22 protein-coding genes and 2 pseudogenes are annotated in these 25,056 nt (G+C 64.2%); 11 read left to right on the plus strand and 13 right to left on the minus strand.

Annotated features, from left to right (window positions below; translation table 11 throughout):
* The first annotated feature begins 192 nt into the window (after positions 1-192).
* From OKW44_RS13300 to OKW44_RS13320, 5 genes are all read left to right on the plus strand, one after another.
* Positions 193-465, plus strand: coding sequence for a DUF1488 family protein (locus OKW44_RS13300; protein WP_013092747.1), 273 nt, complete (start codon positions 193-195; stop codon positions 463-465).
* Between the two features lie 880 nt (positions 466-1,345).
* Positions 1,346-1,819: a hypothetical protein gene (locus tag OKW44_RS13305; protein WP_026226431.1), complete on the plus strand. Its 474-nt coding sequence runs from the start codon at positions 1,346-1,348 to the stop codon at positions 1,817-1,819.
* 301 nt (positions 1,820-2,120) lie between these two features.
* Positions 2,121-2,474, plus strand: a complete 354-nt coding sequence (locus OKW44_RS13310) for a YciI family protein (protein WP_018423913.1) — start codon at positions 2,121-2,123, stop codon at positions 2,472-2,474.
* Positions 2,475-2,653: 179 nt separating this feature from the next.
* Entirely contained in the window at positions 2,654-3,067 is a 414-nt protein-coding gene (locus OKW44_RS13315; protein ID WP_018423912.1) for a YciI family protein, read from the plus strand.
* Between the two features lie 77 nt (positions 3,068-3,144).
* A complete protein-coding gene (locus tag OKW44_RS13320; RefSeq protein WP_026226430.1) occupies positions 3,145-4,419 on the plus strand; it encodes an RNA polymerase sigma factor in 1,275 nt (424 codons plus the stop codon).
* 53 nt (positions 4,420-4,472) lie between these two features.
* Here OKW44_RS13320 and OKW44_RS13325 read toward each other — a convergent pair whose 3' ends face one another.
* The 7 genes and pseudogenes from OKW44_RS13325 to OKW44_RS13355 form a co-directional block, all read right to left on the minus strand.
* Positions 4,473-5,090 carry a LysE family translocator gene (locus OKW44_RS13325; protein ID WP_018423910.1) on the minus strand — a complete coding sequence of 206 codons (618 nt, stop codon included), beginning with the start codon at positions 5,088-5,090 and terminating at the stop codon, positions 4,473-4,475.
* 52 nt (positions 5,091-5,142) lie between these two features.
* On the minus strand, positions 5,143-5,730 hold the full coding sequence (locus OKW44_RS13330) for a DUF4337 domain-containing protein (RefSeq protein WP_018423909.1): 588 nt from the start codon (positions 5,728-5,730) through the stop codon (positions 5,143-5,145).
* A gap of 124 nt (positions 5,731-5,854) precedes the next feature.
* Positions 5,855-6,824: pseudogene (locus OKW44_RS13335) on the minus strand (quinone oxidoreductase family protein).
* Positions 6,825-6,961: 137 nt separating this feature from the next.
* Positions 6,962-10,030: an efflux RND transporter permease subunit gene (locus OKW44_RS13340; RefSeq protein WP_018423907.1), complete on the minus strand. Its 3,069-nt coding sequence runs from the start codon at positions 10,028-10,030 to the stop codon at positions 6,962-6,964.
* Between the two features lie 16 nt (positions 10,031-10,046).
* Entirely contained in the window at positions 10,047-11,198 is a 1,152-nt protein-coding gene (locus OKW44_RS13345; RefSeq protein WP_026226427.1) for an efflux RND transporter periplasmic adaptor subunit, read from the minus strand.
* A gap of 53 nt (positions 11,199-11,251) precedes the next feature.
* Positions 11,252-12,823: an efflux transporter outer membrane subunit gene (locus OKW44_RS13350; protein ID WP_018423905.1), complete on the minus strand. Its 1,572-nt coding sequence runs from the start codon at positions 12,821-12,823 to the stop codon at positions 11,252-11,254.
* Positions 12,824-13,252: 429 nt separating this feature from the next.
* Positions 13,253-13,987 (minus strand): GNAT family N-acetyltransferase, encoded by a 735-nt coding sequence (locus tag OKW44_RS13355; RefSeq protein ID WP_018423904.1) that lies wholly within the window; start codon positions 13,985-13,987, stop codon positions 13,253-13,255.
* Between the two features lie 126 nt (positions 13,988-14,113).
* On the opposite strand from OKW44_RS13355, the gene pdxR reads away from it, so the two are divergent.
* The 3 genes from pdxR to OKW44_RS13370 all read left to right on the plus strand — a co-directional run bounded on the left by pdxR (position 14,114) and on the right by OKW44_RS13370 (position 16,999).
* Positions 14,114-15,706: a MocR-like pyridoxine biosynthesis transcription factor PdxR gene (gene pdxR, locus OKW44_RS13360; protein ID WP_018423903.1), complete on the plus strand. Its 1,593-nt coding sequence runs from the start codon at positions 14,114-14,116 to the stop codon at positions 15,704-15,706.
* 195 nt (positions 15,707-15,901) lie between these two features.
* Positions 15,902-16,234: a hypothetical protein gene (locus OKW44_RS13365; RefSeq protein ID WP_026226426.1), complete on the plus strand. Its 333-nt coding sequence runs from the start codon at positions 15,902-15,904 to the stop codon at positions 16,232-16,234.
* Positions 16,235-16,417: 183 nt separating this feature from the next.
* Entirely contained in the window at positions 16,418-16,999 is a 582-nt protein-coding gene (locus OKW44_RS13370; protein ID WP_018423901.1) for a flavin reductase family protein, read from the plus strand.
* A 6-nt stretch (positions 17,000-17,005) separates the two neighbouring features.
* Here the strand turns inward: OKW44_RS13370 and OKW44_RS13375 are convergent, their stop codons facing one another.
* From OKW44_RS13375 to OKW44_RS13385, 3 genes are all read right to left on the minus strand, one after another.
* The gene (locus OKW44_RS13375; RefSeq protein ID WP_018423900.1) at positions 17,006-17,503 is read right to left on the minus strand and encodes a GNAT family N-acetyltransferase; all 498 of its coding nucleotides are present in this window, start codon (positions 17,501-17,503) and stop codon (positions 17,006-17,008) included.
* Positions 17,504-17,641: 138 nt separating this feature from the next.
* Positions 17,642-18,007, minus strand: a complete 366-nt coding sequence (locus OKW44_RS13380) for an outer membrane protein assembly factor BamB family protein (protein ID WP_018423899.1) — start codon at positions 18,005-18,007, stop codon at positions 17,642-17,644.
* A 573-nt stretch (positions 18,008-18,580) separates the two neighbouring features.
* Positions 18,581-18,964, minus strand: a complete 384-nt coding sequence (locus tag OKW44_RS13385) for a hypothetical protein (RefSeq protein ID WP_018423898.1) — start codon at positions 18,962-18,964, stop codon at positions 18,581-18,583.
* 152 nt (positions 18,965-19,116) lie between these two features.
* Between OKW44_RS13385 and OKW44_RS13390 the strand changes: the two genes are divergently transcribed.
* Positions 19,117-19,989 (plus strand): AraC family transcriptional regulator, encoded by an 873-nt coding sequence (locus OKW44_RS13390; protein ID WP_026226425.1) that lies wholly within the window; start codon positions 19,117-19,119, stop codon positions 19,987-19,989.
* Between the two features lie 284 nt (positions 19,990-20,273).
* Positions 20,274-21,638, plus strand: a complete 1,365-nt coding sequence (locus OKW44_RS13395; RefSeq protein ID WP_026226424.1) for an MFS transporter — start codon at positions 20,274-20,276, stop codon at positions 21,636-21,638.
* 60 nt (positions 21,639-21,698) lie between these two features.
* Here the strand turns inward: OKW44_RS13395 and OKW44_RS13400 are convergent, their stop codons facing one another.
* The 3 genes and pseudogenes from OKW44_RS13400 to OKW44_RS13410 form a co-directional block, all read right to left on the minus strand.
* On the minus strand, positions 21,699-22,532 hold the full coding sequence (locus OKW44_RS13400; protein WP_018423894.1) for an AraC family transcriptional regulator: 834 nt from the start codon (positions 22,530-22,532) through the stop codon (positions 21,699-21,701).
* 45 nt (positions 22,533-22,577) lie between these two features.
* Positions 22,578-24,071: a DHA2 family efflux MFS transporter permease subunit gene (locus tag OKW44_RS13405; protein ID WP_018423893.1), complete on the minus strand. Its 1,494-nt coding sequence runs from the start codon at positions 24,069-24,071 to the stop codon at positions 22,578-22,580.
* Positions 24,072-24,200: 129 nt separating this feature from the next.
* A pseudogene (locus tag OKW44_RS13410) lies at positions 24,201-24,317 on the minus strand (glutathione S-transferase); the annotation flags it as partial.
* Positions 24,318-24,491: 174 nt separating this feature from the next.
* Here OKW44_RS13410 and OKW44_RS13415 point away from each other — a divergent pair.
* Positions 24,492-24,902 (plus strand): hypothetical protein, encoded by a 411-nt coding sequence (locus OKW44_RS13415; protein ID WP_162634085.1) that lies wholly within the window; start codon positions 24,492-24,494, stop codon positions 24,900-24,902.
* Positions 24,903-25,056 lie beyond the last annotated feature (154 nt).

The following is a 25,056-nucleotide window of genomic DNA, read 5'->3' on the forward strand; positions in this document are numbered from 1 at the left end:
CGCGGGCACGGTCGTCGACCCATCGCGGCCGCGCTATCCGCACCACCGTATGAACAGACAAGACGAGGCCTCCGACGATTGGCGCGCGAACGTCCGCTTCCCGCGTCACCCGCTGCGGCGAGCGTCCAGATGATTATCCGGGGACGTTCGCATTATGCGGCGAACGTCGTAATCAACGTTGCGAGGTGGGCTATGACGATGATCGAGGCGGTACCCAGCGTCTCGGCAGATGGACGCGCGGTGATTTTCCAGCTTTCGTCGCGGGGACGAGACCTTGAATGCGCGGTCACGCGCGAGGCGCTCGAGCAACACTTCTGGCTGCAACGCGGTGCGGGTGAGGCGCGCGTTCTGAAGACGTTTGCGGATGGGCGCAAACGTATTACGGCGATCGCCGAACGAAAAATGCTCGCGCGTCCCGGTGAGAAGGTCTTGCTGACGATCGACGATTTCTCCACACGCGGTTGACGTGCGTGGCGTGGCGCGCGTCATCGCTCGAAGCTGCACATGCGATGACGCGGGCGCGACGGCACCGGCTCCGCTCGGCCTGAATGCGGCCGGCTTCGCACTTCGCGTTTTTCTCTCAGGCTTTCGCAGCACCGTTTCGGTGCAATCGCTGATCTCACATCGAGCGCTCCGTAGGCCCGCTGTTACATCGATTCGCCAAATTAACCCGCCAAAGCGCTTCGTTTCGCTCAATTGCTTTCGCGCGTGCGCGCATACACTCTTTTCCATGGAGCGAGGAATCACCGCCCTCCATCGATGCGATCTTCCCCTCGTGTCGGATTTGAACCGTACCGTTGATAAGTAGTCTGCAGTTCGCAGTGCGTATCTGGCAGTTGGCAGTTGGCAGTTGGCAGTCCGCAGTTGACGCAATACAAGCGCGCAATGCATCGAGCACGAGCGCGAAGCAACAGGGGTAGCGGCCAGAAGTAGCAGATAGCGAGGACCGGCCCACATGCAGTCGCAATTGAAGTGGTAGTTTGGATCGGCAGTTGAAGCTTGCTGTCGAGCGGTAGAAATTGCCGGTGCAGTACACGTAAGCAATAGCTTTGCAGGTTAGGTGGTTATAGGTTGGCAGGCATCCACGCGCCTGCTCGGCCGTTCCATCCTGTCAGCCCTGTTCCTCGCGGAACAGGGCTTTTTTTTATCTCGGACGAAGCGGGCTTCTTGTTTCTGGCGGCTTCGAACCGATATGCGGACACTGCGTTCTTCGATACGTTCGAAGAACGGGCGCGTCGCATGGCGTGAACTGTCGGGCGCGATAGACGTCGGACGTTTGAGCGCGGCGTTTGCCGCCGTCGCGTGCCGAAGTCCGGCACGCTGCCGAAAGAAGGAGGTTGAATCGATGTCCAGTAAGTCGCGAGTTCGCAAGCCCGGCCGCACGGCCATGTCCCCATTGTTGCGTTCTCTGACCCAGAGCCGCACCGCGCACGCGCCGGTCACGCAGACCATGCTGTTGCAGGCCTACGCCGCGCTCGATGCATTCCGCCGCGGCCACGGCGCGCGCATTCTGCACGCGACGCTGAGCCGGCATTTGCTGGTGTCGCAGGAACTTGTGCATACCGGACTGGGCACCGACGCGCGCGCCGACATCGAAAGCGCGCATGCGGCGATGGTGCGGCTCGATGTGCGCGAGCGCCAGACTGGTCGCTGGTCGCTCGAAGACGACGACTACGCACGTCTGTGCGCGGCGCTAGCGATTTTCGACGGACAGTTGTCGGCGGCGTCGCTAAGCGAGCTGGCGAGCGCGGAAGCGAAAATGATCGAAGGTTTGATGCGTTCCGCGCGACTGCGGGCGCTGGCGGAAGCGGCGGTTTGAGCGGCACGCATCTGGCGGCGCGCATTTCGAAAGCGTCGCGGGTCACCGGCGATGCCCTCAATGCGCTATCGGCGAGCCCGGGCGAGGCCGGCCGATGCGCGTGGCGCGGCTTGTTACGAGTGTCCGTAGAAGTCTCGCCGGGCGCGTTTGCCGCTGCGATTCCCGCTTGCTAGACTGGCTGCGCCTGCTTGCCGCCTACCTGCTTGCGTACCTCCTGCATACCGCCGAGGCCAGGCGTCGCTGGCGTCGTTGCGATGCCGACCCGCGCATACAACCACAACCGAGCCCTATCGGAGACATCATGTCCTACATGCTGCTGATCGTCGAACCCACGGACCAACGCGAGGAGCGCGGCGAAGTTGCGGGCCGCGACCTCTACGACCAGATGGTGCGTTTCTCCGAGAACCTGAAAGCGCGCGGCAAGCTGCTCGCGGTCGAGTCACTGACTTCGCAGAAGGACGCCGTGCGCGTGCAGGTCCGCCATGGCCAATCGAAGCTCGTCGACGGGCCGTTCGCCGAGGCGAAGGAGATGATCGGCGGCTTCTTTCTGTTGAACTGCGACAGCCGTGAAGAGGCCGTGGAGATCGCGCAAACCTGCCCGGCGGCGTCGTGGTGCACGGTCGAGGTGCGCAAGCTCGGACCGTGCTTCATCTAGGCACGCGTGACTCCCACTTCACTAGCTTCGGTGTTTTCCCTGGGATGTCGGGACCGCCGCGCGTGTCGATCGGACCGTGCATCGCACGTCGTGTGAGTAAGGGGCGAGCCGGCGCGACCCCGCCAGGCGATTCACAAGAATCCACTCACGACCAACCACTAACAACAAGGAGCAACGACATGCGATTCATGATCATCGTCAAAGCCACGGCCGCGAGCGAAGCCGGCGAGATGCCCGAACCGTCGCTGATCGCCGCCATGGGCGCCTACCACGAAGAACTCGCGAAGGCCGGCGTGCTGCTCGACGCGACGGGCCTGCAGCCGAGCTCGAAAGGCTGGCGCGTGCGCTATAGCGGCGGCAAACGGAGCATCGTGGACGGGCCGTTCGTGGAGACCAAGGAGCTGATCGCGGGCTACACGTTGATCCAGGTGCGCTCGCGCGACGAGGCGATGGAATGGGCGCGGCGTTTTCCGGCGCCGTTCGGTGAGCACGCCGATGGCGAAATCGAAGTGCGGCAGCTGTTCGAACTCGACGACTTCGAGCCGGGGCCGGAAGTCGAGCGCTTTCACAAGCTCGAAGAAGATCGCCGCTGATTTGATGGACTACGTCTGGGAGCCCGCGTACATGGTCCTGAACGCGCAACCGCCGGCAGCAGGTGAAGGCTGACGCCGTGACGATACAGGCCACCCATCGTGCGATCGACGCTGTCTGGCGGATCGAATCCGCGAAGGTCATCGCTCACGTCGCGCGGATCGTGCGCGACGTGGGACTCGCCGAGGAACTCGCGCAGGACGCGCTGGTTGCCGCGCTCGAGCATTGGCCGGACGCGGGCGTGCCCGACAACCCCGGAGCGTGGCTGATGACGGCCGCGAAGAACCGCGCGCTCGATCGCCTGCGCCAGGAGGCGCTGCATGCGCGCAAGCGCGAGGAGCTCGGCCACGATCTCGACGCGATCGAAGCGCACGTGGTGCCCGATTTCGTCGATTCGCTCGACGCCGCGCGCGCCGACGACATCGGCGACGATCTGCTGCGGCTCATCTTCACCGCGTGCCATCCGGTGCTATCGACCGATGCGCGCGTCGCGCTGACGCTGCGCCTGCTCGGCGGCCTCACCACCGACGAAATCGCGCGCGCGTTTCTCGTGCCGGAGCCGACCATCGCGCAGCGGATCGTGCGCGCGAAACGCACGCTGTCGGCGGCGCGCGTGCCGTTCGAGGTGCCGCAGGCGGACGCGCGCGCGGCGCGGCTCGCGTCGGTGCTGCAGGTGATCTACCTGATTTTCAACGAAGGTTATTCGGCCACGGCCGGCGACGACTGGATGCGCCCGACGCTATGCGAGGAGGCGTTGCGGCTTGGGCGCGTGTTGAGCGGACTCGTAGCCGACGAGAGCGAAGTCCACGGTCTCGTTGCACTGATGGAGATTCAGGCGTCGCGCACGCACGCGCGCACCGACGCCCAGGGGCGTCCGGTACTGCTGCTCGATCAGGATCGCAGCCGCTGGGACCCGCTGCTGATTCGCCGCGGCCTCGCGGCGCTGGACAACGCGCATGCGCTCGGCGGCGCGAGCGGGCCGTACGCGTTGCAGGCGGCGCTCGCCGCGTGCCATGCGCGGGCGCGCCGCGCCGAGGACACCGACTGGGCGCAGATCGTCGCGCTCTACGATGCGTTGGCGCAGGTCGCGCCGTCGCCGGTAGTGGAGTTGAATCGCGCGGTCGCGGTGGGGATGGCGTTCGGGCCGGCGGCCGGACTCGAGATCGTCGATGCGCTTGCCGCCGGTTCGGCGCTCGCGAATTATCACTGGCTGCCGAGCGTGCGCGGCGATCTGCTGGTCAAGCTTGGACGCGTCGATGAAGCCCGCGTGGAGTTCGAGCGCGCCGCGGCGATGACGCGCAATACGCGCGAGCGCGAGTTGTTGCTGGAGCGTGCGCGCGGGCTCGCGGATTGAGGCTGGCACATTTGTGCTGGCACATTGGTGCTCACGCACACGTCAGTGCCGCCTCAACGAATCAGCTGCCGCACCCCCAACGCAACGATCAAGCCGCCGCACACACGATCCACCCACATCTTGCCGCGCCGATAAGCCGACGCGATGCGCTGATGCGACAGCGCCAGCGCGACGAACCCATACCAGCCGCTCGCGACGACGAACACCATGCCGAGCATCGCGGCGAACGTGCCGGTGCTCACATGCGCTGGCGCCGCCGACGAAAACACCGCGGCAAAAAACGCCATCGACTTCGGATTCGCGATGTTGGTCGCGAAGCCCTGCGCGAACGCCTGCCTGAAGCCGCCCGCCGGTGCCTTGACGAGCACCGCTTGCCGCGCCGCCGAGGCATTGAAGATCAGCCGCCCGCCGAACCACAGCAGGTAACACGCGCCCACGATCCTGACCACGAGCGCGAGCCACGGGAACGCGGCGAACACGATGCCGACGCCAAGAATCGCGCAGCTAGCCCAGAACAGATTGACGAGCACGATGCCGGCGACCATCGCGAGCGCTTCGATGCGCGTCGCCGAAGCGGCCTTGTGCGCGACCGCGACGAAGTTCGGGCCCGGACTCACCACGCCCGCGATATACACGGAAAACACGCCGACCACGGCGGACCCATCGATCACGACACGCTCCCGATTGCAAAGCTCGGGGTGAAAAGTAACGCGAGCATCCCGCTCATAGCCCGAAAAACGCCGCGCTCGCGGTCAACACGCCCACTCCCGCGACTAGGTACGACAGATTGCGCAGCCAGTTCTTGCGCGTGAGCAGCGTGATCGCGCACAGCGCAATCGCGACCTGAATCAGCAGCGTCGCCTGAGCCCAGCGATGATGGCCGTGCAACAGCGTTTCGCTGCGCGTATCGGCGGCGACGACCTGTTTTTCGATCGCTTCCGCGTTCGCGCGGATCGGCTCCTTCTGCTGCTTGTATTTCTCGACGTCGGCGACGAACTTCGCGTGCGCGTCGCTATTGGGCGCCGACAGCGCCGCGCCGAGTTCCGCGAGGTTTTCCTTTTCGCCCTTCGCCTGGTAGTAGTTCCACTGGTTCGACGCTTCGGTCTTCTTGATCGCGGCTTCGTTCTTAAAGAACAGCGCGAGGTTTTCGGCGTTGCCGCTCTGGTACGCGCACAGCGCGCCGATCGTCGCGAGGATCGCGGTCATCACGGCCATGCGGCTCGCGAACGGATCGGCGTCGTGATGCGCGGCGTGGCCGGCGTGTTCGACGGCATGGTCGTGCGGACCGTGTACTTCATATTCTTCAGACATCAGATTCTCCGAGGCAATGCTTTTGTCGTTCTCGCCGGACGGCGCGGGCGCCCGGCGGCCTCAATCTTAGCGTGTCGCGGACGCCCGGAGGCCGCAGCTTCAACGCACTGTGCCAGAGGGACGGTTATTGCATGCGAATCACGACGCGCCCGCGCGTGCCAGCGGCGACCGCCTCGTAGGCTTCGCGCGCGTGGGCGAGCGGGAATTCCTGCGCGATCGCCGGGCCGCTCAGCTTGCCGTTGTCGAAGCCCTCGACGAGCGCCGTCATCAGCGGCGCCGATTCCGCGACGCCGAGCTTCGCGCTGTCGACGCCGAGCAATTGCGTCTCGTTGTGATAGAAGTCGATCAGATCGAACTCGACGCGGCGCTTGCCGGTCCCGCTGATTTCGAGCGCGCGGCCGCGCCGCTTCGCGAGACTCAGCGCGGTCTCGAACGCGACACCGCCTACCGTGTCGTACACGACTTCCGCGCCCGCGCCGCCGGTCAGCTCGCGCACGCGTGCGGCCGCGTGTTCGTCGAACGCCACGTAGGCGTCGATCAGGCGGCCCGCGGGCGTGGCGGGATCGAGCGGCCGGCGGTCGACGGCGATCACGCGCGCGCCGCGTGCTTTCGCGATCTGCACGACCGCGCCACCGACACCGCCGCCCGCGCCAAGCACGGCAATGGTCTCGCCGGCCTGCAACTTTGCGTATTCGACGGTGCCGAGCCACGCGACCACGAAGTTCACGCCGATCGCCGCCGCCTCGACGTGGCTCAACGCCACGGGCTTGCGCGACAGCGCCGCGACCGGAATGCTGAGGTACTCGGCGTGCGTGCCGTCGCGCGTGAAGCCGATGTCGCCGCCGGTCCCCCACACCTCGGCGTCGAGCCACGCGGCCGGGCCGTCCACCACCACCGCCGCTGAAGTCGCGCCCCGGCGTGCGCGGCAGCACCGTATGTTCGAAATGGCCGGACACGTTCTTCACGTCGCTCGGATTGACCGAGGCCGCCATGACCCGCACGACCGCATGCTCGGCGTCGGCCTGCGGCGTCGGCAGATCGACGTATTCGAGCACTTCGGGGTTGCCAAAAGATTTGAACTGGATCGCTTTCATCGTGCGTGGCTCCGGTTGGTGTTGCGCCGCGTTGCGCAGCGAATGCACCGTAGTCTAAGTGACGCGAGTAAAGGCATCAGGGCAACGGCTTTCAGATTTCGGACAACCCGCGCGCCGGGTACGCGATCGCCCAGGCTTTAACCCGCCCGACCCGCCTCGTCGGCCTTCGGCGCCTGAGCATGCCGCTGGTGATCGGCGGCCAGAAACATGTACATCGCCGGCACGACGAACAACGTGAACAGCGTGCCGATCGACATCCCGGTGAAGATCACGAGCCCCATTGCGTTGCGGCCCGCCGCGCCCGCGCCCGACGCGATCACGAGCGGCACCACACCGAGCACCATCGCCGCGGTCGTCATCAGGATCGGGCGCAGCCGCACGCCCGCCGCTTCCTCGACCGCTTCGCGCTTCGCGCGGCCCGCGCGCTGCAATTCGTTGGCGAACTGCACGATCAGAATGCCGTGCTTGCTGACGAGCCCCATCAGCGTGACGAGGCCGACCTGCGTGTAGATGTTCAGCGTCGTCAGGCCGATGTTGATGAAGATCAGCGCGCCGAACAGCGCCATCGGCACCGAGATCAGGATCACGATCGGATCGCGGAAGCTCTCGAATTGCGCGGCGAGCGCGAGGAACACGATGATCGTCGCGAGCAGCAGCGTGATGACGAAGCCGCCCGACTCCTGCACGAACTGGCGCGACTCTCCCGAGTAATCGACCGAATAGCCGGCGGGCGCGACCTGCGCGGTCGCCTGGCGCAGAAAATCGAGCACCTGGCCTTGCGAGACGCCCGGCACGATGACGCCGGAGATCGTCGCCGAATTCAACTGCTGGAAGTGGTTGATCGATTCGGGCACGACGCTGTGCCGCAGATGCGCGACCGTCGACGCCGGAATCACGCTCCCGTCCGGCGTGCGCAGATAGTAGTCGAGCACTTGCGACGGATTGAGCCGGTCGGTTTGCAGCACCTGCGGAATCACCTTGTACGAGCGTCCTGCGATCGAGAAGTAGTTGACGTAGCCGCCACCCAGCGCCGAACCGAGCGCCTGTCCGACGTCGCTTTGCGACAGCCCGAGCGAGGCCACCTTGTCGCGATCGACGACGAGCGTCACTTCCGGCTTGTCGATTTTCAGGTCGCTATCGACGAAGAAGAACATGCCGCTCTCGCGCGCTTTTTCCAGCACTGCTTGCGACACCTCGTTGAGGTTTTCGAACGGCTCGGTCGTGCTGAGCACGAACTGCACCGGCAAGCCCTGCGCGCCCGGCAGCGGCGGAAACTGGAACGCCGCGACGCGCGCGCCCGCGATCTGATTCCACTTCTGCTGCAACTCCTGCTGCAGCACGGTCGCGTTCTTGCCGCGCTGATCCCAGGTCTTGAACAGCACGCCGCCGATACCATGATTGATGGTCGGCGAGCCCGTGAGCTGGAACATCTGCGAGTATTCGGGCAGCGTCTTCGACGCATCGAACACCTGGTCCGCATAGGTCTGCATCTGCTGGATCGTCGCGTTCGGCGGCCCGACGATCTGCGACAGCACGACGCCCTGGTCTTCCTGCGGCGCGAGTTCCGACTTCGAGGTCATGAACAGGTACACGGTGCCGCACAGCAGCAGCGCGCCCATGATCACGAACACGGGCCAGGTGTCGAGCGTCGCATGCAACAGCCGGCCGTAGCCGCGATGCACGCGCTCGAACTGGCGGTCGACGAAACGCGCGAAGCGCCCCGACTCCTGCTCGGCGCGGAAGAAGCGCGAGCACATCATCGGCGACAACGTGAGTGCGATTACGCCCGATACCGTCACCGCGCCCGCGAGCGTGAACGCGAATTCGGTGAAGAGCGCGCCCGTCAGCCCGCCCTGGAAGCCGATCGGCGCGTACACGGCGATCAGCACGACGGTCATCGCGACGATCGGGCCGCCCAGCTCGCGAGCGGCGATGAGCGCGGCGTCGAACGGTGTTCTGCCTTCGTGCTTCATGTGCCGATCGACGTTCTCGACGACGATGATCGCGTCGTCCACGACGAGCCCGATCGCGAGCACGAGTGCCAGCAGCGTGAGCAGATTGATCGAATAGCCGAGCACCTGCATCACGAAGAACGTGCCGATCAGCGACAGCGGCATCGCGATCAACGGCACGATCACCGCGCGGAAGCTGCCGAGAAACAGGAAGATCACGACGGTGACGATCACGAGCGCTTCGACGAGCGTTTTGATCACTTCCCTGATCGCGGTGTTGACGAAGTCGGTCGCGTCATAAACGATGTCGCCCGTCATGCCGGTCGGAAACTGCTTCTGCAGATCGGGAAACACGGTTTTCACGCGCTTGGCTACGTCGAGAATGTTCGCGTCCGGCGCGACCTTGATGCCGATGAACACCGAACGCTTGCCGCTGAACGCGACGTTGAAGTCGTAGCTGTCGGCGCCGAGCACGACGTTCGCGACATCCTCGAGGCGCACGATCGAGCCGTTCTTCTGCTTGACGACGAGCTGCTTGAAGTCGTCGACGGTGTGCAGGTCCGTGCCCGCTTCCAGGTCGACGCTGACCATTTGCCCCTTCGTCGTGCCGAGCGTGGCGAGATAGTTGTTGTTGCCGAGCGCGGTGTACACGTCGCTCGCGCTCACGCCGTGCGCGGCGAGCCGCGCCGAATCGAGCCACGCGCGCATCGCGAACTGCCGGCCGCCGAGCACTTCGGCGGTCTGCACGCCCTGGATCGAATCGAGCTTGGGCTTGACCACGCGCAGCAGGTAATCGGTGACGTTGTTGCTCGGCAGCACGCTGCTGTAGAAGCCCATGTACATTGCGTCGGTGGTCTGGCCGGTCTGCACCGTCAGCACCGGCTGCTGCGCCTGCGGCGGCAACTGGTTGCGCACGGAGCCGATCTGCGTGTTGATCTCGGTCAGCGCGCGGTTCGCATCGTAGTTCAGACGCAGCGTCGCGATGATCGTCGACACGCCTGTGATGCTCGTCGACGACATGTAGTCGATGCCCTGCGCCTGCGCGATCGCCGCTTCGAGCGGCTGCGTGATGAAGCCGGCGATGGTGTCCGAGTTCGCGCCGTAGTAGGCCGTCATGATCGTGACGACCGCGTTTTCGGTTTGCGGATACTGGCTGACCTTGAGCACCGCGAGCGCGCGCAGCCCGAGCACGAGGATCAGCAGGCTCACGACCGAAGCGAGTACCGGCCGGCGGATGAAGATGTCCGTGAACATGATCGGGCGGCCTCGCTTATTGTTCCTGCGGCGTCGGATTCGGACTGTCCGACGGCTGCACGCGGTTGTCGATGATCAGCGGCGTGCCGTTCTTGAGCTTGATCTGGCCGCTCGTCACGACCCGCGTGCCGTCGTCGATGCCCTTCAGAATCGCCACCTGGTCGCCGCGCGTCGGCCCCGGCGTTACGAACACCTGCTGCGCGACGGGCAGCGTCTTGCCCTGCGCGTTGGGCTGCGTGCCGGGCTTCACGATGAATACGGTCGCGCCGTACGGGTTGTAGGTGATCGCCGTTTGCGGCAGCGTCAGGTAGCGCTGTTCGGCGCCGGAGTCGATCTTCACGTTCGCGTACATGCCGGGCAGCAGCTTGCGCTCGCGATTGTCGACGCTCGCTTCGATTTGTACGTTGCGCGTCGCGCTATCGATTTTCGGGCTCATCGACTGGATCTTGCCGGTGAAGGTTTTCCCGCTGTACGCGTTGGTATCGACGCTGACGGTCGCGCCGATCGCGAGCTGGCCGAGCTGTTGTTGCGGTACCGAGAAGTCGGCGTAGATCGGATCGATGGCTTGCAGTGTGACGATCGCGTCGCCGGGATTCAGGTATTGCCCCGGATTGATCGTCGTGATGCCGAGGCGCCCCGCGAACGGCGCGCGAATCGTCTTCTTGTCGACGAGCGCCTGCTGTTGCGCGACCTGCGCCTTCTTGCCCTTGAGGTCGGCAGCATCGGCGTCGAGCTGCGCCTTCGCGATCGCCTTGATGTCGTACTGCGCGCGGTCGCGCTCGTAGACCGTCTGCGCGAGTTGGGCCGCGGCCTGCAACGATTGCAGCAGCGCGACGTCGCTGTCGGCGTTGAGTCGCACGAGGATCTGTCCGGCTTTCGCTTCCTGCCCCGACGCGAACGCGACCTCGCGCACGAGGCCGGCGACTTCAGTCGTCACGTCTACGCCGCGCACCGCGCGCAGGCTGCCGACCGCCGCGAGCTGCGGCTGCCACGACTGATAGTGGACCACCACCGCCGAGACCGTGGCGGGCGGCGCGGTGTTGGCCGCCATGAACTTCGCGAACATGTGCGCGCGGAACAGGTTGAAGCCGACCAGCGCGGCGAGCAACAGGCCGACGCAGATCAACATGATCACCATCCGCTTTGTCATCGGTTTTCTTTCGGCCATCGTGATGTCCTTGCTCGGCTTGGGGCGAGGGCTGGGGTTGCGTCAGGGCACGGTCAATGTGGCGTTGCGGCGGTTGCCGTCGTTGCTGGTGGCGACGACGTGTTCGACGCGCTCGCCGACGCGGCGGCCGGCGCGGCCGCGGACTCGGGCGCGGCGGCATTCCACCAGCCGCCGCCGAGCGCCTGGAACAGCGCCGCCGTGTCGGCGTAACGCGCGGCCTGCGCCTGCGCGAGACTCACGACCGTTTGCTGATACTGGCGTTGCGCGTCGAGCAGCGCGAGGTAGCTGACGCCGCCGACCCGATACTGTCCGCGCGTCAGTTCGAGCGAATCGCTCGCGGCGCGCGACGCGTCGGTCTGCGCCTTGAGGCCGGTTGCGTCGTGTTCGAGCGCGCGCAGCGTGTCCGCAACGTTCTGGAACGCGAGCAGCACCGTCTCGCGGTATTGCGCGCCGGCCTGCTCGTAGGCGGCCTCGGCCGCGCGCTTCTGCGCGCTCAGCTGGCCGCCGTGAAAGACCGGTTGCAGCAAGCCCGCGCCGATGCTCCAGATCGTGCTGCCGGCCCTGAGCACCTGCGCGGGCGTCAACGCCTCGGCGCCGTAGCTCGCGGACAGCGTGATCTGCGGATACATCGCCGCGGTCGCGACCCCGACCTGCGCACTCGCCTGATGCAGCGTGGCGTCGGCGGCAAGGATGTCGGGGCGCTGGTGCACCAGCGACGACGGCAGGCTCACGGGCAGCGTGTCGGGCAGCGAGAACATGTCGAGCGTGAAGTCGGGCACCGAGGTATCGCTCGGCAGCTTGCCGGCGAGTACCGCAAGCTGATGGCGCGCCTGATCGAGCTGCTGTTGCAGCGGCGGCAGCGTCGCGCGGGTCTGCGCGAGCAGCGTTTCCTGCGCGAGCACGGCCGTGCGGCTCACGCCGCCGAGTGAGAATTGCTGGTCGAGCACGTTCAGCTGCTGCTCTTCCTCGGTAGCGATCCGCTCGGTCGCGTCGATCTGCGCGCGCACCGACGCTTCCTTGACCGCCGCGGTCACGATGTTGGCCGATATCGTGAGATAGGCGGCCTGCAGCTGGAAGCGCTGATAGTCGATCTGCGCATGCAGCGCTTCGAGTTCGCGCCGCGCGCCGCCGAACACGTCCAGCTTGTAGGAGACGTTGACCGACGCGTTGTAGAGATTGAATTCCTCGACGAGGCCGGGCTCGCCGAACGCGATGCCGTTGATCTTTTCGCGCGTGGCGCTCAGTTGCGCGTCGACGCTCGGCAGCAAGGTGCCTCCGGCTTGCGCGGTGTAATTCTCGCGAGCCTGTCGCAACGCCGCCTGCGCGGCGGCCATGTTCGGACTGTTGGCGATCGCCTCGCGGATCAGCGCGTCGAGCGGCTCGCAATGAAACAGCGTCCACCACGCGGCGGGAATGTCCTGGGCCGGCGCGAAACGCTGCGGCAGGCCTGCGGGACCGGGCGCGGAGGCGGTCTGGTCCGGCAGCGGCGTGGTGGTGAAGGTGTCGGTGGCCGGCGCGAGCGGCGCGTGGTAGTCGGGGCCGACCATGCAGCCGGCCAGCGCGACGCAGCTGCAAAGCGCAACGTAGAGGCGCCGCCAGACAATACGCTGACTCACGTCGATCATCGATCTACCTTGTATCGCCAATGGCGGGTGGACCGGACGAAGATGTTCAGGGCACCCGAACGTTCTTGGAGTTGTCTTGCCGACGCTGGAATTTACCATGCACGGCGCGAACCGCGCTTGACCTCGCGTTCGCTGGCGGACGAAGGTGGATACGAGATCACGTAGGAGGGCGGTGATGGCAGCCGGTGCTACCCGCTGTCTGCCACGCCCGGAGCGGCACTCAAGAAAATTTCACGGATTCGGGCACGCGGCTGGCCCGGTTGGGGATACCCATGGTGATCCAGTTTCCGGGGCCCACCCATGCTCTCTCATTTCCCTCCGTCGGCGCCGCGCAGGCGGGTGTCGCGTATGGGCGGAGCTTTATGTTTGGCGAACATATCGCGCGTGGCGAACTGGTCGCGCTGTTGCCTGGTTATCGATCGTCCGGTTTTACCGGGGCTCGTCCGCCGCTCGGCGCTGCGCGATCAGATCGGCGAGCCGCTCGACCTGCTGCCCTTGCGCATCGAAATTGCCCGCGTCGAGCCACCGCTCATAGCACGAGCGCAATGCCGGCCACTCGCTGTCGATGATCGAAAACCACGCCGTGTCGCGATTGCGCTCGCGATAGACGATCGCCTGTCGGAAGATCCCCTCGAACGTAAATCCATAGCGCAACGCGGCCTTGCGCGACGGCTCGTTCAGCGAATCGCATTTCCATTCGAAACGCCGATAACCGAGCTTGTCGAACACTTCGCCTAGCAGCAGGTACATCGCATCGGTCGCGATGCGCGTGCGCTTGAGCTGCGGCGAATACGTGACGTGGCCGACTTCGATCACGCCGTTGGCCGGATCGATCCGCATCAGCGAGAGCGTGCCGACCGGCTTGCCCGTCGCCAGGTCGATGACCGCGTAGTGCAGCGGATCTTTCGATGCCGCCATCTGCGTCAGACGCTCGCGATAGGCCGCGAGGCTGTCGAAGGGGCCCACCGCCAGATAGGTCCAGTCGCGGCCGTCGGTGGCCGAGCCGTACGCGTCGAAGAGGTCGGCCGCGTGGCGCTCGACGTCGACTGCTTCGAGCCGGCAATAGCGGCCGCTCAGCGGCTCGCGGCCCGGCGGCTGCGCGCCATGCCAGCCGGGCACGGGCGCGCCGATTGGCTGCCCGTAGGCGTTACGTATGGGTTCCATGTCTGTTCTCCTGTCGATGAATGGGCGATGCCGGAGGATGCCGATGCGTGTCGATGCAGGAACGATACGGCAAACGTGGTATGTTCAAAAGATCCACGACACGCTAATTCCATAGGTCCAGCCACCATGATCGAAATCATCGGACCGCTCGTCCATGCGGACGACGCGTTCGCCGCGAGCGGCGCCAGCGGGGCCAGGCGGCCCGCGCCGCTGCAAAAGCAGCTGATCGAACGTTTGCAGCAGGCGATTCTCGCCGGTCGTCTGCCGGCCGGGTCGCTGTTGCCGTCGTCGCGGCTGCTCGCCGCCGAAATGGGCGTGTCGCGCAACACGGTCGTGATCGCTTACGAGCATCTCGCCGCGGTCGGCTACGTAATCGCCGATCGCCAGGGCACGCGCGTGAGCCCGCTGTCGAGCCCCGCCGCGCGCGGCGAGCGGGCGGCGGCGTCGGCCGCGCCGGAGGTCGTATACGCGGCGCGCGTCGCGCAGTTCGCGGCGTCGCACAAGCACGCCGACAACGCGTACGCGCTGACCCCCGGCACGCCCGCGCTGGACCGTTTCCCGCTTGCCGCGTGGCGGCGCGCGCTCGAACGTGCGATGGAGCGCGCATTACCGAGCGCGCTCGGCTACGGCACGCCGGCCGGCGAGCCCGCGCTGCGCGACGCGATCGCCGCGCATCTGCGGATGGCGCGCGGCGTGCGCTGCGATGGTTCGCAGATCGTGATCACCGAGGGCGCGCAGGAGGCGCTGAACCTGTGCGTGCGACTGCTGACCAATCCCGGCGATATCGCATGGATCGAGGACCCCGGCTATCGCGGCGCGAAGGCCGCTTTCAACGCGGGCGACTTGCGCACGCTACCGATTCCCGTCGACGCCGAAGGCATGGCCGTGCCGGCCGACGTGTGGCACACGCATCCGCCGAAACTGATCTATACGTCTCCCGCGCATCAGTATCCGACCGGCGCGGTGCTGTCGGTGGCGCGGCGGCTTGCGCTGATTGCCGAGGCGCGGCGCTGCGGCGCGTGGCTGATCGAGGACGATTACGACGGCGAGGTGCGTCACACTGGCGAGCCGATCGCGAGCATGCAGGGCCTCGTCGACGAGGCGCCCGTGCTGTACGTCGGCTCGTTCAGCAAGACGATGTTTCCGGCGCTGCGCATCGGCTTCGTCGTGCTGCCTCGCGCGATCGCCGCGCACGCCGCTGTTGCGCTGCAAGAGATGCTGCGCGGCGGGCATCGGCTGGAGCAACTGGCGCTCGCGCATTTCATCGAAAGCGGCGAATTCGGGCGGCATCTCGGGCGGATGCGGCGGCTGTACCGCGAGCGGCAGCAGGCGCTGCGCGACGCGCTGGCCGAGCATTTTCCGGCGGCGACGATTCTTGGCGGCGATTGCGGCATGCATCTGACGCTGCGGCTGCCGGCGTCACTCGACGATCGCGCGCTCACGGCGCGGGCGCAGGCGTTGGGATTGAGTCCACGCGCGCTGTCGGGGTTTTCGATCGGGGCGTCGGAGCAGACGAACGGGCTCGTGATCGGGTATGGCAATACGGGGGCGGAGCGCTTGGGGCCCGCGGTGAAAGCGCTGGCGGAGGTGGTGCGGGAGATGGAGGGCGAGGCGCGACCGGCTGCGAAGCGCGCGGCAAAACGGAGCGGAAAAACCATCGTCCGATCCGGCAAAAAACCCACCCCGCCACGCCGTACGCCCGCCACTCCGGGCATGTAAGTTTTACGTTTGTCCGCCTGGCCCATGTCGCGCTATCGTGTCGTATGCGCGGCGACTTCGCAGGTCCGATGTGCTGGTTTGCCCGCATGTGCCGCGGTTGCCCGTCCCGTCGCGCGGCGGGTGTGGCGCCGGCGATGGGCACGAACAATGCGTTCAGTGTGGTTATCGATGACGATCTATCCGACCGGAGACGACATGAAGGAAATCGAACCGACCCCGTGGTTTGACCTTGCCATCCATACGCCCGTACGCGAAGGCTGGTACGAAGTGCAGTTGGCGAGCGGGGACACGGCGTTTGCGAAATTTGGCGACGGCGTGTGGACCGAAAAGCCGTTGCTGGTATTCACGCACTGGCGCGGCCTGTCCGCCGATCCGTCGAAAGCCGCGGACGGCGCGGCCGAGTCGGTCGGCGCCGAAGCCACCGCGGCGCAAGGCGTGCGTGCCGCCTGGAACGCGTTCTTCCCGGGACTCGGCGAAGAGCAGCACAAGCCGCTCAATGCGGTGCCGAACGGCAAGGCGCCACATTGAAGGTCCTTTGAAATTCGTTTGAAGTCGGTCGGGCGGCGGCTTGTGGGCCGCCGCCCGGCAACTCGATTCGGCCGCCATCCGCGCGTGGTTCGAATCGCTCTCGTATCGCTCGGCCCTACGCCGCACCGCATTTGTCCCGCCCCGCTACAATCAGCGTCACCCTTTCGACGCCATCACGATGCTATGAACGCCACCCGAGAAACCGTGGAATTGTCGCGCGCGACTCAACTGCTCAATCACGGACCCGTCACGCTGATCACGAGCGCACACGATGGTCGATCTAACGTGATGGCCGCGTCATGGGCGATGCCGCTCGACTTCAATCCGCCGAAGGTGGTGGTGGTCGTGGATAGCCGCACGCTGACGCGTCGCTTGATCGAAGCGAGCGGCGTGTTCGGGCTGCAGTTGCCGAGCCGCGGTTTCGCCGCGCAAACGCTCGCGGTCGGCACGCACGCGGGCGTCGAACTCGACAAGTTCTCCGCGTTCGATCTCGAGACCTTCCGCGCGCAAAAAATCGACGTGCCGATGCTGGCCGGCTGCATTACCTGGATGGAATGCAAGGTGATTCCGGACGACAGCCAACGGCACGATCTGATCATCGGCGAGGTGGTCGCCGCGTATGCGGATAGCCGCGTGTATTCGCGCAACCGCTGGCATTTCGGCGACGATCCCGACCTGCGCACATGCCATTACGTGGCCGGCGGTACCTTCTTCGCGACGGGCGATGCATTCGAGGTGGCGCCCGTCGCGGCCTCCGCGCAGTGACCGGGCTCAGGTGCTCCGTTCGGTTTCGCCTTCGGCGAATGCTTTGAGCGCGTCGCCGGCGAGACGATAACGTACCCATTCGCTTTGCGGATTCGCGCCGATCGACTTGTAGAAGCCGATGGCCGGCTCGTTCCAGTCGAGCACGCTCCATTCGAATCGGGCGCAGCCCGTTTCGCAGGCGATTTGCGCGAGATGGCGCAGCATCTGTTTGCCCGCGCCGCTGCCACGCGATGCGGGCGATACGTACAGGTCTTCCAGATAAAGCCCCTGCTTGCCAAGCCACGTCGAATACGAAAAGAAGTACACGCAAAAACCGACTGGCTCGCCGTTCATTTCGCAGATCAGCGCTTTCGCGGGCGCGCCCTCGGAAAACAGGCTCTTCTCGATGTCTTCGACGCCGGCGACGACTTCGTGCCCGGCTTTTTCGTAGATCGCGAGTTCGGTGATGAAGCGCAGGATCAGGGGGGCGTCGGAAGCGGTGGCGGGGCGGATGTGGATCGTCAAGGTCTAGTGCTCGGTGAGTTCGGTGATGACTCCTGGCCGGCGGGCGGTACGCGCCAAATGCGCCGGCTTCGGAGCAGACTCACATCGTAGCAAAGAGCCAAGGGCCCCGCCGCGAACGGACGGGGCCTCGGGCGTTTCCTACAGACCGAAGGCGAACAATTTCAGCGGCCCCGGTCCACTCGTCGAGCCAGAGCCCCAGAACACCACGCCGTCCGCAATGGCCGGCCCGGCATTGCATGCACCCCCGCTATTGAATGACCATAGGACTTTTCCGTTGGAAGAATCGAGCGCGTACATCGTGCCATTCGTGTAGTCGAGATTGCATCCGAAGACCACGCCATTGGCGACGCTGACGGCTGCCTCCGCGCGGCTTCCGAGCGGGTCCGGCATGGTCCACGTCACTGCGCCGGAATTCGCGTTGAGCGACGCCCAACCGCCAGACGTGTTGGTGCCACCGCCGTTCGCCAATTGCCATACGCCTGGCGTCGTTCCCGCTCCGGTCATTCTGCTATTCGATAGCGCAGCATAAATGAACTGGCCATCGTTGGCCGATCCCCACTGAAGACCGCCTGTGAGTCTTGACCTTTCGGATTGGGACAGTTGGCGTTCGGCGGAAGGGTGAAGACGCCTGGTACGTTGAGGCCGCAGCCGACATTCCACGTGTTGCCATTTGATTGCGCCGGTCGCGACATCGAGTGCGACGACGCTGCCGCCGAAACTCCGCTGCCAGGCAGGCGGAGGGACATAGGCGGCCATCAATTCTTCGTTCGATGTGGTTCCTACGAAAGCCGTACCGTTCGCGATGACGGCAGACTGCGTGACCATTGAATAAGTGGTTGAATCGACTTGCGTATGCCAAAGCCGAGTCTTATTTCCGGTCTTTAAGCCCGACCGCAATTCGCGTAGTCACCAATGAAAGCGCGGCAACTCCACTTCAATCGAATGCCCTTCTACATCCCTGCCGGGTTCGTCGGCGAGAGTATGACGGGGTCGTGCGATTCGCGGCTGATTGGATGATCTGCCCGGCATGAGCGCGCGTTCGGACAGCAAGAGAGACCGAAACGGCACTGCCGCGCTTCAACCCTCCGGCAACACCGACTTACCGCGCCGCTTTTTCGGCTTAGGCTCGACACCCACTCGCGGGTCCCGCTCCAGCACGAGTGCCGTCACCTGCTCGACAGTGTCTTCAAACGCAGGATCCTCCTGCGGCACGTAAAGCCATTTCCCAAGCACCGGGTGAGGCCGCAACGCAGGCATATCGGTAATCAGAGCAGCGTGGCGTTCCCGCGACGTACAGACGAGCAGCCCATTCCACGGCTTATCGCGATCGGCGGCAACCAGGCACAACAGCCCATCGATATACGCAGCGTCGCTACCAAACATCCGCCGACGCATATACGTCGGATCGCGTTCGAACGCGTCGAAGATCCACAGGAGCGAATTGCTGATCGAAGAGGGCATCGGCGGACAATCTCAGGAAGCGCGGGTGAACGAAGATAAGTTTACGTAAATTCTCCAGGCTCGGCGGCGAGCCAATTGAAGATCGAGCAAGTCCGGCTAGGTAAGATGTGTCCAACCTCGGCGACCATATCGAAACTCGCACGATCCAGACCATGTTAGCTCACACAGACGCCACCGCTGCCTACACGAAGCGCTTCGAAGCCGTTCTCGCCTATATCGATGCAAACCTCGAGGGCGATTTGTCGGTCGACGCGCTAAGCCGCATCGCAAACTTCTCGATGTTCCATTTTCATCGACAGTTTGTCGCGTATGTCGGCGTGCCCGTCGCACGCTACGTGCAGTTGATGCGCTTGCGTCGTGCGGCCCGCCGCCTCGCGTCGCAGGCGTCGTGCTCGGTTCTCGATGCCGCGCTCGACGCCGGCTTCGACAGTCCCGAAGCCTTCAGCCGTGCGTTCAAGCGTGCGTTCGGCACGACGCCGAGCGCGTTTCGACGACATCCAGCATGGCAATTCTGGAGTGCGAGTTTTGTTATTCCCTATCTTTCGAGGAAACTGACCATGCAAGTGAAAATCGTCGATTTTGCGGAAACCCGCGTTGCCGCGCTCGAACATTGTGGTTCGCCCGGACTCGTCAACGAGAGTGCGCGTAAGTTCATCGATTGGCGTATTCAAAGCGGACAATCACCGGTGGCGTCGAGCCGGACCTTCGGCGTCCCGCGCGGCAATCCAGACACGGTGCCAGCGGATGAATTCCGTTTCGATATCTGCGGAGAGATCGACGAGCCGGTCGCGCCGAATCTCTATGGCGTGCGCGAGCTCGTGATGCCGGGTGGACGGTGCGCGGTGGTTCGGCACACGGGATCGACCGACCACATCGGCGAGACGATCTACCCGGTCTATCGCGACTGGCTGCCTTCGAGTGGGGAAGAGTTGCGGGACCATCCGCTGTTTTTCCACTACCTGAGCGTCTATCCTGAGACGCCGCTGGATCAGTGGCAGACGGATATCTACATTCCGTTGGTGTGATTGGGGGAGAGTGTGACGAGCATGTGAGATGCCTGCTAGTGCGAAGCAACTCGCTTCCATTCTTCGCGAAAGCTCATGTCCGAAGCCGCGGTTCGTTCGAACTCCAATTCGATTTCGGCATCGGTATCAATTGCATTGAGCGGGGTGCCGGATTGCCAATTCGGCAAAAAATGCAATTCCGAAATGTCTCGGTTTTCGCTGCACGTACCTCGCGTCCATTGGAACCACGCAATAGCCCAAATGTCAAAAAAAGATGTCACCCGTCCATTTTGGGGAGATATCAAATGGCTGCCACGCAATCAGGGGCGGTGCCCCTCTCGGATGAGGAGGCTCGGCGCCAGTTGCGCCGTGCTGTCATCGCCAGCACGATTGGTACCACAATCGAATGGTATGACTTCTTCCTGTACAGCATTGTCACGGGTCTTGTATTCGCGAAACTGTTCTTTCCTGAATCGGACCCGCTCGTCGGCACACTGCAAGCTTTTCTGATTTACGCTGTCGGCTTTATCGCGCGGCCGGTGGGCGCGGCGATTTTCGGCCACTATGGCGATCGCATCGGACGTAAAGCCACGTTAATCGTGACGCTGTTGCTGATGGGACTCGCGACGTTTGCCGTGGGCTTTGTTCCAACCTATGCGTCGATCGGTATCTGGGGGGCAATCCTGCTCACGGCGCTGCGCTTCATTCAAGGTGTGGGCGTTGGAGGCGAGTGGGGCGGTTCGGTGCTGATGTCGATGGAGTGGGCACGTACCAACAAGCATCGCGGTTTCATCGCGTCCTGGCCGCAGTTCGGCGTACCGGCGGGATTGTTCGTCGCGAATCTGGTGGTGCTTGCCATCAGTCAGATTTCCGGCAGCGCGTTTCTCACCTGGGGCTGGCGGGTGCCGTTTTTCCTCAGTATCGTGCTGGTCGCGATCGGCCTTTATATCCGCTTGAGTATCCTCGAGACGCCTATCTTCGCGAAGCTGCTCGCTGAGCGCAGGATTGAAAAGGCGCCGATGCGTGAAGTATTGCGCCGGCAGCCGAAAGACATTCTTCTGTCGGCTCTTGCGCGTATGGCGGAACAGGCGCCGTTCTATATTTTCACGGCCTTTATATTCACCTATGGTGTGATGAGTCTGGGCGTCACACGCGATCTGTTGCTCACGGCAGTGCTGGCTGCTTCAGTGCTGGAATTTTTCACGATTCCGTTGTTTGGTCACGTGTCTGATCTGATCGGACGTCGACGCATGTATGTGATTGGTGCCGCTGCTGTCGGGCTATTCGGTTTCCTGTACTTTTTCATGGTCGGAACCCACAACCCGATGTGGATCTTCGCGGCCATCGTTCTTTCGCTGGTGCCGCATGCGATGATGTACGGTCCCCAAGCCGCGTTGATCGCCGAATCGTTCACGGGGCGGTTGCGCTATAGCGGTGCGTCGATGGGCTATCAGTTGGCTTCCGTCATCGCTGGCGGTCCGGCACCGTTGATTGCGACGGCGCTTTATGCTTACTTCCATTCGGGATTTGCGGTGGCGTGGTATGTCTTCGCGTGCGCGGTGATTAGCGTGGCTGCCGCAATGCGATTGGGCGATTACACGAATAAGGATATTTCGCGGGAATACGACGACGTGCATGCATTGCATGACAGCGGACATGCCACTCCGTGAACGATCAGGCGGATGGCCGGCACAACGGCCATCCACAACGGCCATCCGCCGAATCGACCATCAACTTTTCAGCGGCAACCAGACTTCGACTCCACCCATTCCTGTCACCGGGTCGAACTGCTCGCCATACCGTTCGAAATGCGGTGCATCGGCAGGCACGTGCCCTGACGCGGGCAACCACTGATTCCAGATCGTATTCATCGTGCGACGAATGCCTGAGATGTGCTCGCGATGAGTGAACACCGCATACCGTTGCGCGGCGATGCGCACACGACTCAACTCTGGCGGCAATGCGGAAAAATCGCTGACTTCGACGCCGCACATGTAGTCGAAGTTACCCAGTTCATCGGCGTTATAGCCAACGCCATAAGCCACCTTGCCGACCTGTCCCGGCACCCTGCCGTACCAGGCGCCAAAGCGCTGCCATTGGGATGGGATCGCCTTGCTGCTGTCGCACGTATAGCGCTCGCTCAGTCCAGCGACGAGAAACGCTCGCGCGTCTTCGAAGCGCGGGGGGTCCAGATTGGTAAGAAGGGTTTCGTCCATTTTGATCGGCTCCACGATGGTCAGGTTGTCGAGATGACCCCGCGCGCGCAGCGCGTCGGGCGTGAGCCCGAACTGTTCGCGAAACGCGCGCGTGAACGCTTCGTGAGAGCCGTAGCCGGCGTCGAGAGCGACCGCGAGGATGTCGGGCGCCCCATCGGCGAGACGTCGTGCGGCCTCGCTCAAACGCCGTGCGCGAACGTAGCGCATCACCGGCATTCCGGTGGCCGCTTCGAACGCGCGCGCGAGGTGAAAACGCGATACGCAGCCACAGCGGGCGATGTCGTCGAGCGTCAACTCGCCGGCGAAGTGGCTTTCGATATACCAGAGCGCTTTTCCAACCGGGTTCATCTCGGCTCTCATGTCAGCATGAAGCCAGCATAGTCAGCGGCGAACTCACGCATTTGATCGCGCTTGCGGTTTTGCAGTCGCGGCGGAGGGCTGAGACGATTCCGCCGCGTCACCATGCACGCCCGCGGCGCTACCCGCTTGCCCCGGCCTGAGTAACAGCCCACCCAGCACGCCGGCCGCCGCCGCAAAAACCGCCCCAAACAGAAACGCGACGTGATACCCGCTGTTCAGCGCGGCCGCCGCACTCGACGACGCCTGCATCGCCTCGCTACGCGCCGCGGCAAGACTCGCGAGCACCGCAATTCCGAGCGCCCCGCCCATCATGAACGATGTATTGACGATGCCCGACGCGAGGCCCGAATCGGCGGGATCGACGTCGCTCATTGCGGCGAGCAGCAGCGGATTGAACGCGATGCCCGCACCAAAGCCGAGCAGCAACATGCCGGGCAACACGTCGGGTACGAAGCTGCCGTCGACGGGCGCACGCGCGAACAGCGCAAGCCCGCAAGCAGCGATCAGCAGGCCGGCCGCGAGCGGACGACGCAGCCCGAAGCGCATCACCACGCGCGCCGACAATCCAAGCGAAAAGAGTCCCATGATCAGGTTCGCGGGCAGAAACGCGAGCCCCACCTGCAATGGCCGATAGCCGAGCACGCGCTGCAGATACAGCGCCGAAATAAAGAACCACGCGAACATCGCTGCCGCCCACAACACGCCGACCAGGTTCGCGGTCGCGACATTGCGCAAACGCAGCAGAGCGAGCGGCATCAACGGGTGTTCGATTCTCGCCTCGATGGCGAGGAACACGGCAAGCAGCGCGAGCCCGACGAACAGCAGGCCGAGCGTTTGCGCCGAAGTCCAGCCCGCTTCGTTGCCGTTGACGATTGCATAGACCGCCAGCATCAGCGATGCGGTCACGCTGAGCGCCCCGGCCACGTCGAGCCGTTCGCCATGCGCGTGGCCGCGCGCATCGGGCAATAGCGCGAGGCACAGCGCGTACACCGCAATGCCGATCGGCAGATTGACCAGGAAGATCCAGTGCCAGCTCAGCAGGTTGGTGAGCAGTCCGCCGAGCAGCACGCCGATGCTGCCGCCGCCCGCGCAGACGAAGCCATACACGCCCATCGCCTTCGCGCGTTCGCCGGCTTCGGTGAACAGATTCATGATCAGCGACAACGATACCGCCGAGACGATCGCACCGCCCAGGCCCTGCACAGCGCGCGCGGCGACCAGCAGCACCTGCGAATTCGCGAGGCCGCAGGCGAGCGAAGCGAGCGTGAAGAGCGTAATACCGCTGAGAAACAGCTTGCGGTGTCCGTACAGATCGCCGAGCCGTCCGCCGAGCAGCAGGCAGCCGCCGAACGTCAGCATGTAGGCGTTGACGACCCACACGAGCGAAGTTTCGCTAAAGCCGAGATCGGCTGCGATGGACGGCAGCGCGACGTTCACGATGGTCGTGTCGAGCACGATCATCAGTACGCCGAGGCAGAGCACGATTAGCGCGAGCCAGCGTTGCTTGCCGTGGAGGGAATGGGTCATGCGGACGCCTCTTTACGCGGATTCGGTCGATCACCGACGATGGGTTTTCGAGTCTAGCACCCGTGCATTTAGCGTCCAACTACGAAATCCTGGGCGGCGGCGTTGCGCGAAGCGGCGCGCGGTTCCGCTTCAATCACCGCCGAGGATTTCGTATTTGCCGCCGCGTTCGAGCGCGCGCTGATACGCGGGCCGCGCGTGAATGCGCTGCAAAAACGCGCTTATCGCGGGCAATTGCGCGGTGACGCCGGACGCGCGTTTCCGGTCGTCCAACCCTGTCAATGTGCCCGCCCACCCTACCAGTCACTTGCGGCGCTGGCGGGTCTTTTCCTCACAGACAGGAACAGGACACCGTGAGCAAGAAAGAACTCTCCGCCACGCCTGCCGAACTCACCGAATCCAGTCTCCAGCTCGCGCAGGAAAATGCCGCGCTTCACGGCGCACGCGCTGGCTACGAATGAAGGACAGGCAAAAGATCGCGCGCTGCTCGCGGCCACGCTCCAGATATTCTGTGAAGAACGTGCTACTGAAGCGAACGCACACTTGGGTTCACTGGTGGCAGTCAGTGCATTGCACCTGTCTGCCGGAGCTGGTGAGGACGACACGCGTCATCCGTGGCCGTTCATGGTATCGATCAGCGTTCACTATAGTTTGCCCACCCCGACGGGCTCGTTTTCTCCTATGGACGATCCATCAGTACTTTATCTCTACGTGGCGCTGGGTTGCGTGGCGCTGTTCTGTGCTGTGCTGGGTATCGCGGTTCTTGTCGAAAGGCGGCGAGAAAGGACAAGTCACTTGTCGGGAGGCGACGGCAGAAGCCGTTCTGATGCGTGATGAATCAGATGCGCGAGATGATCTTCAAATCTTGTTAAGTCGTGTCTATCTCGTATTCTTTTCGTTGACCTCGCGAAATTTAAATGATCAGTTAACGGGTTTTACAGTCAATGCAGCATCGCTGGTCTTTTCAAGGAGACGGGAGTGGCAGAGT

It is taken from the genome of Paraburkholderia lebeckiae (assembly GCF_050436325.1).
Lineage (GTDB): Bacteria > Pseudomonadota > Gammaproteobacteria > Burkholderiales > Burkholderiaceae > Paraburkholderia > Paraburkholderia tuberum.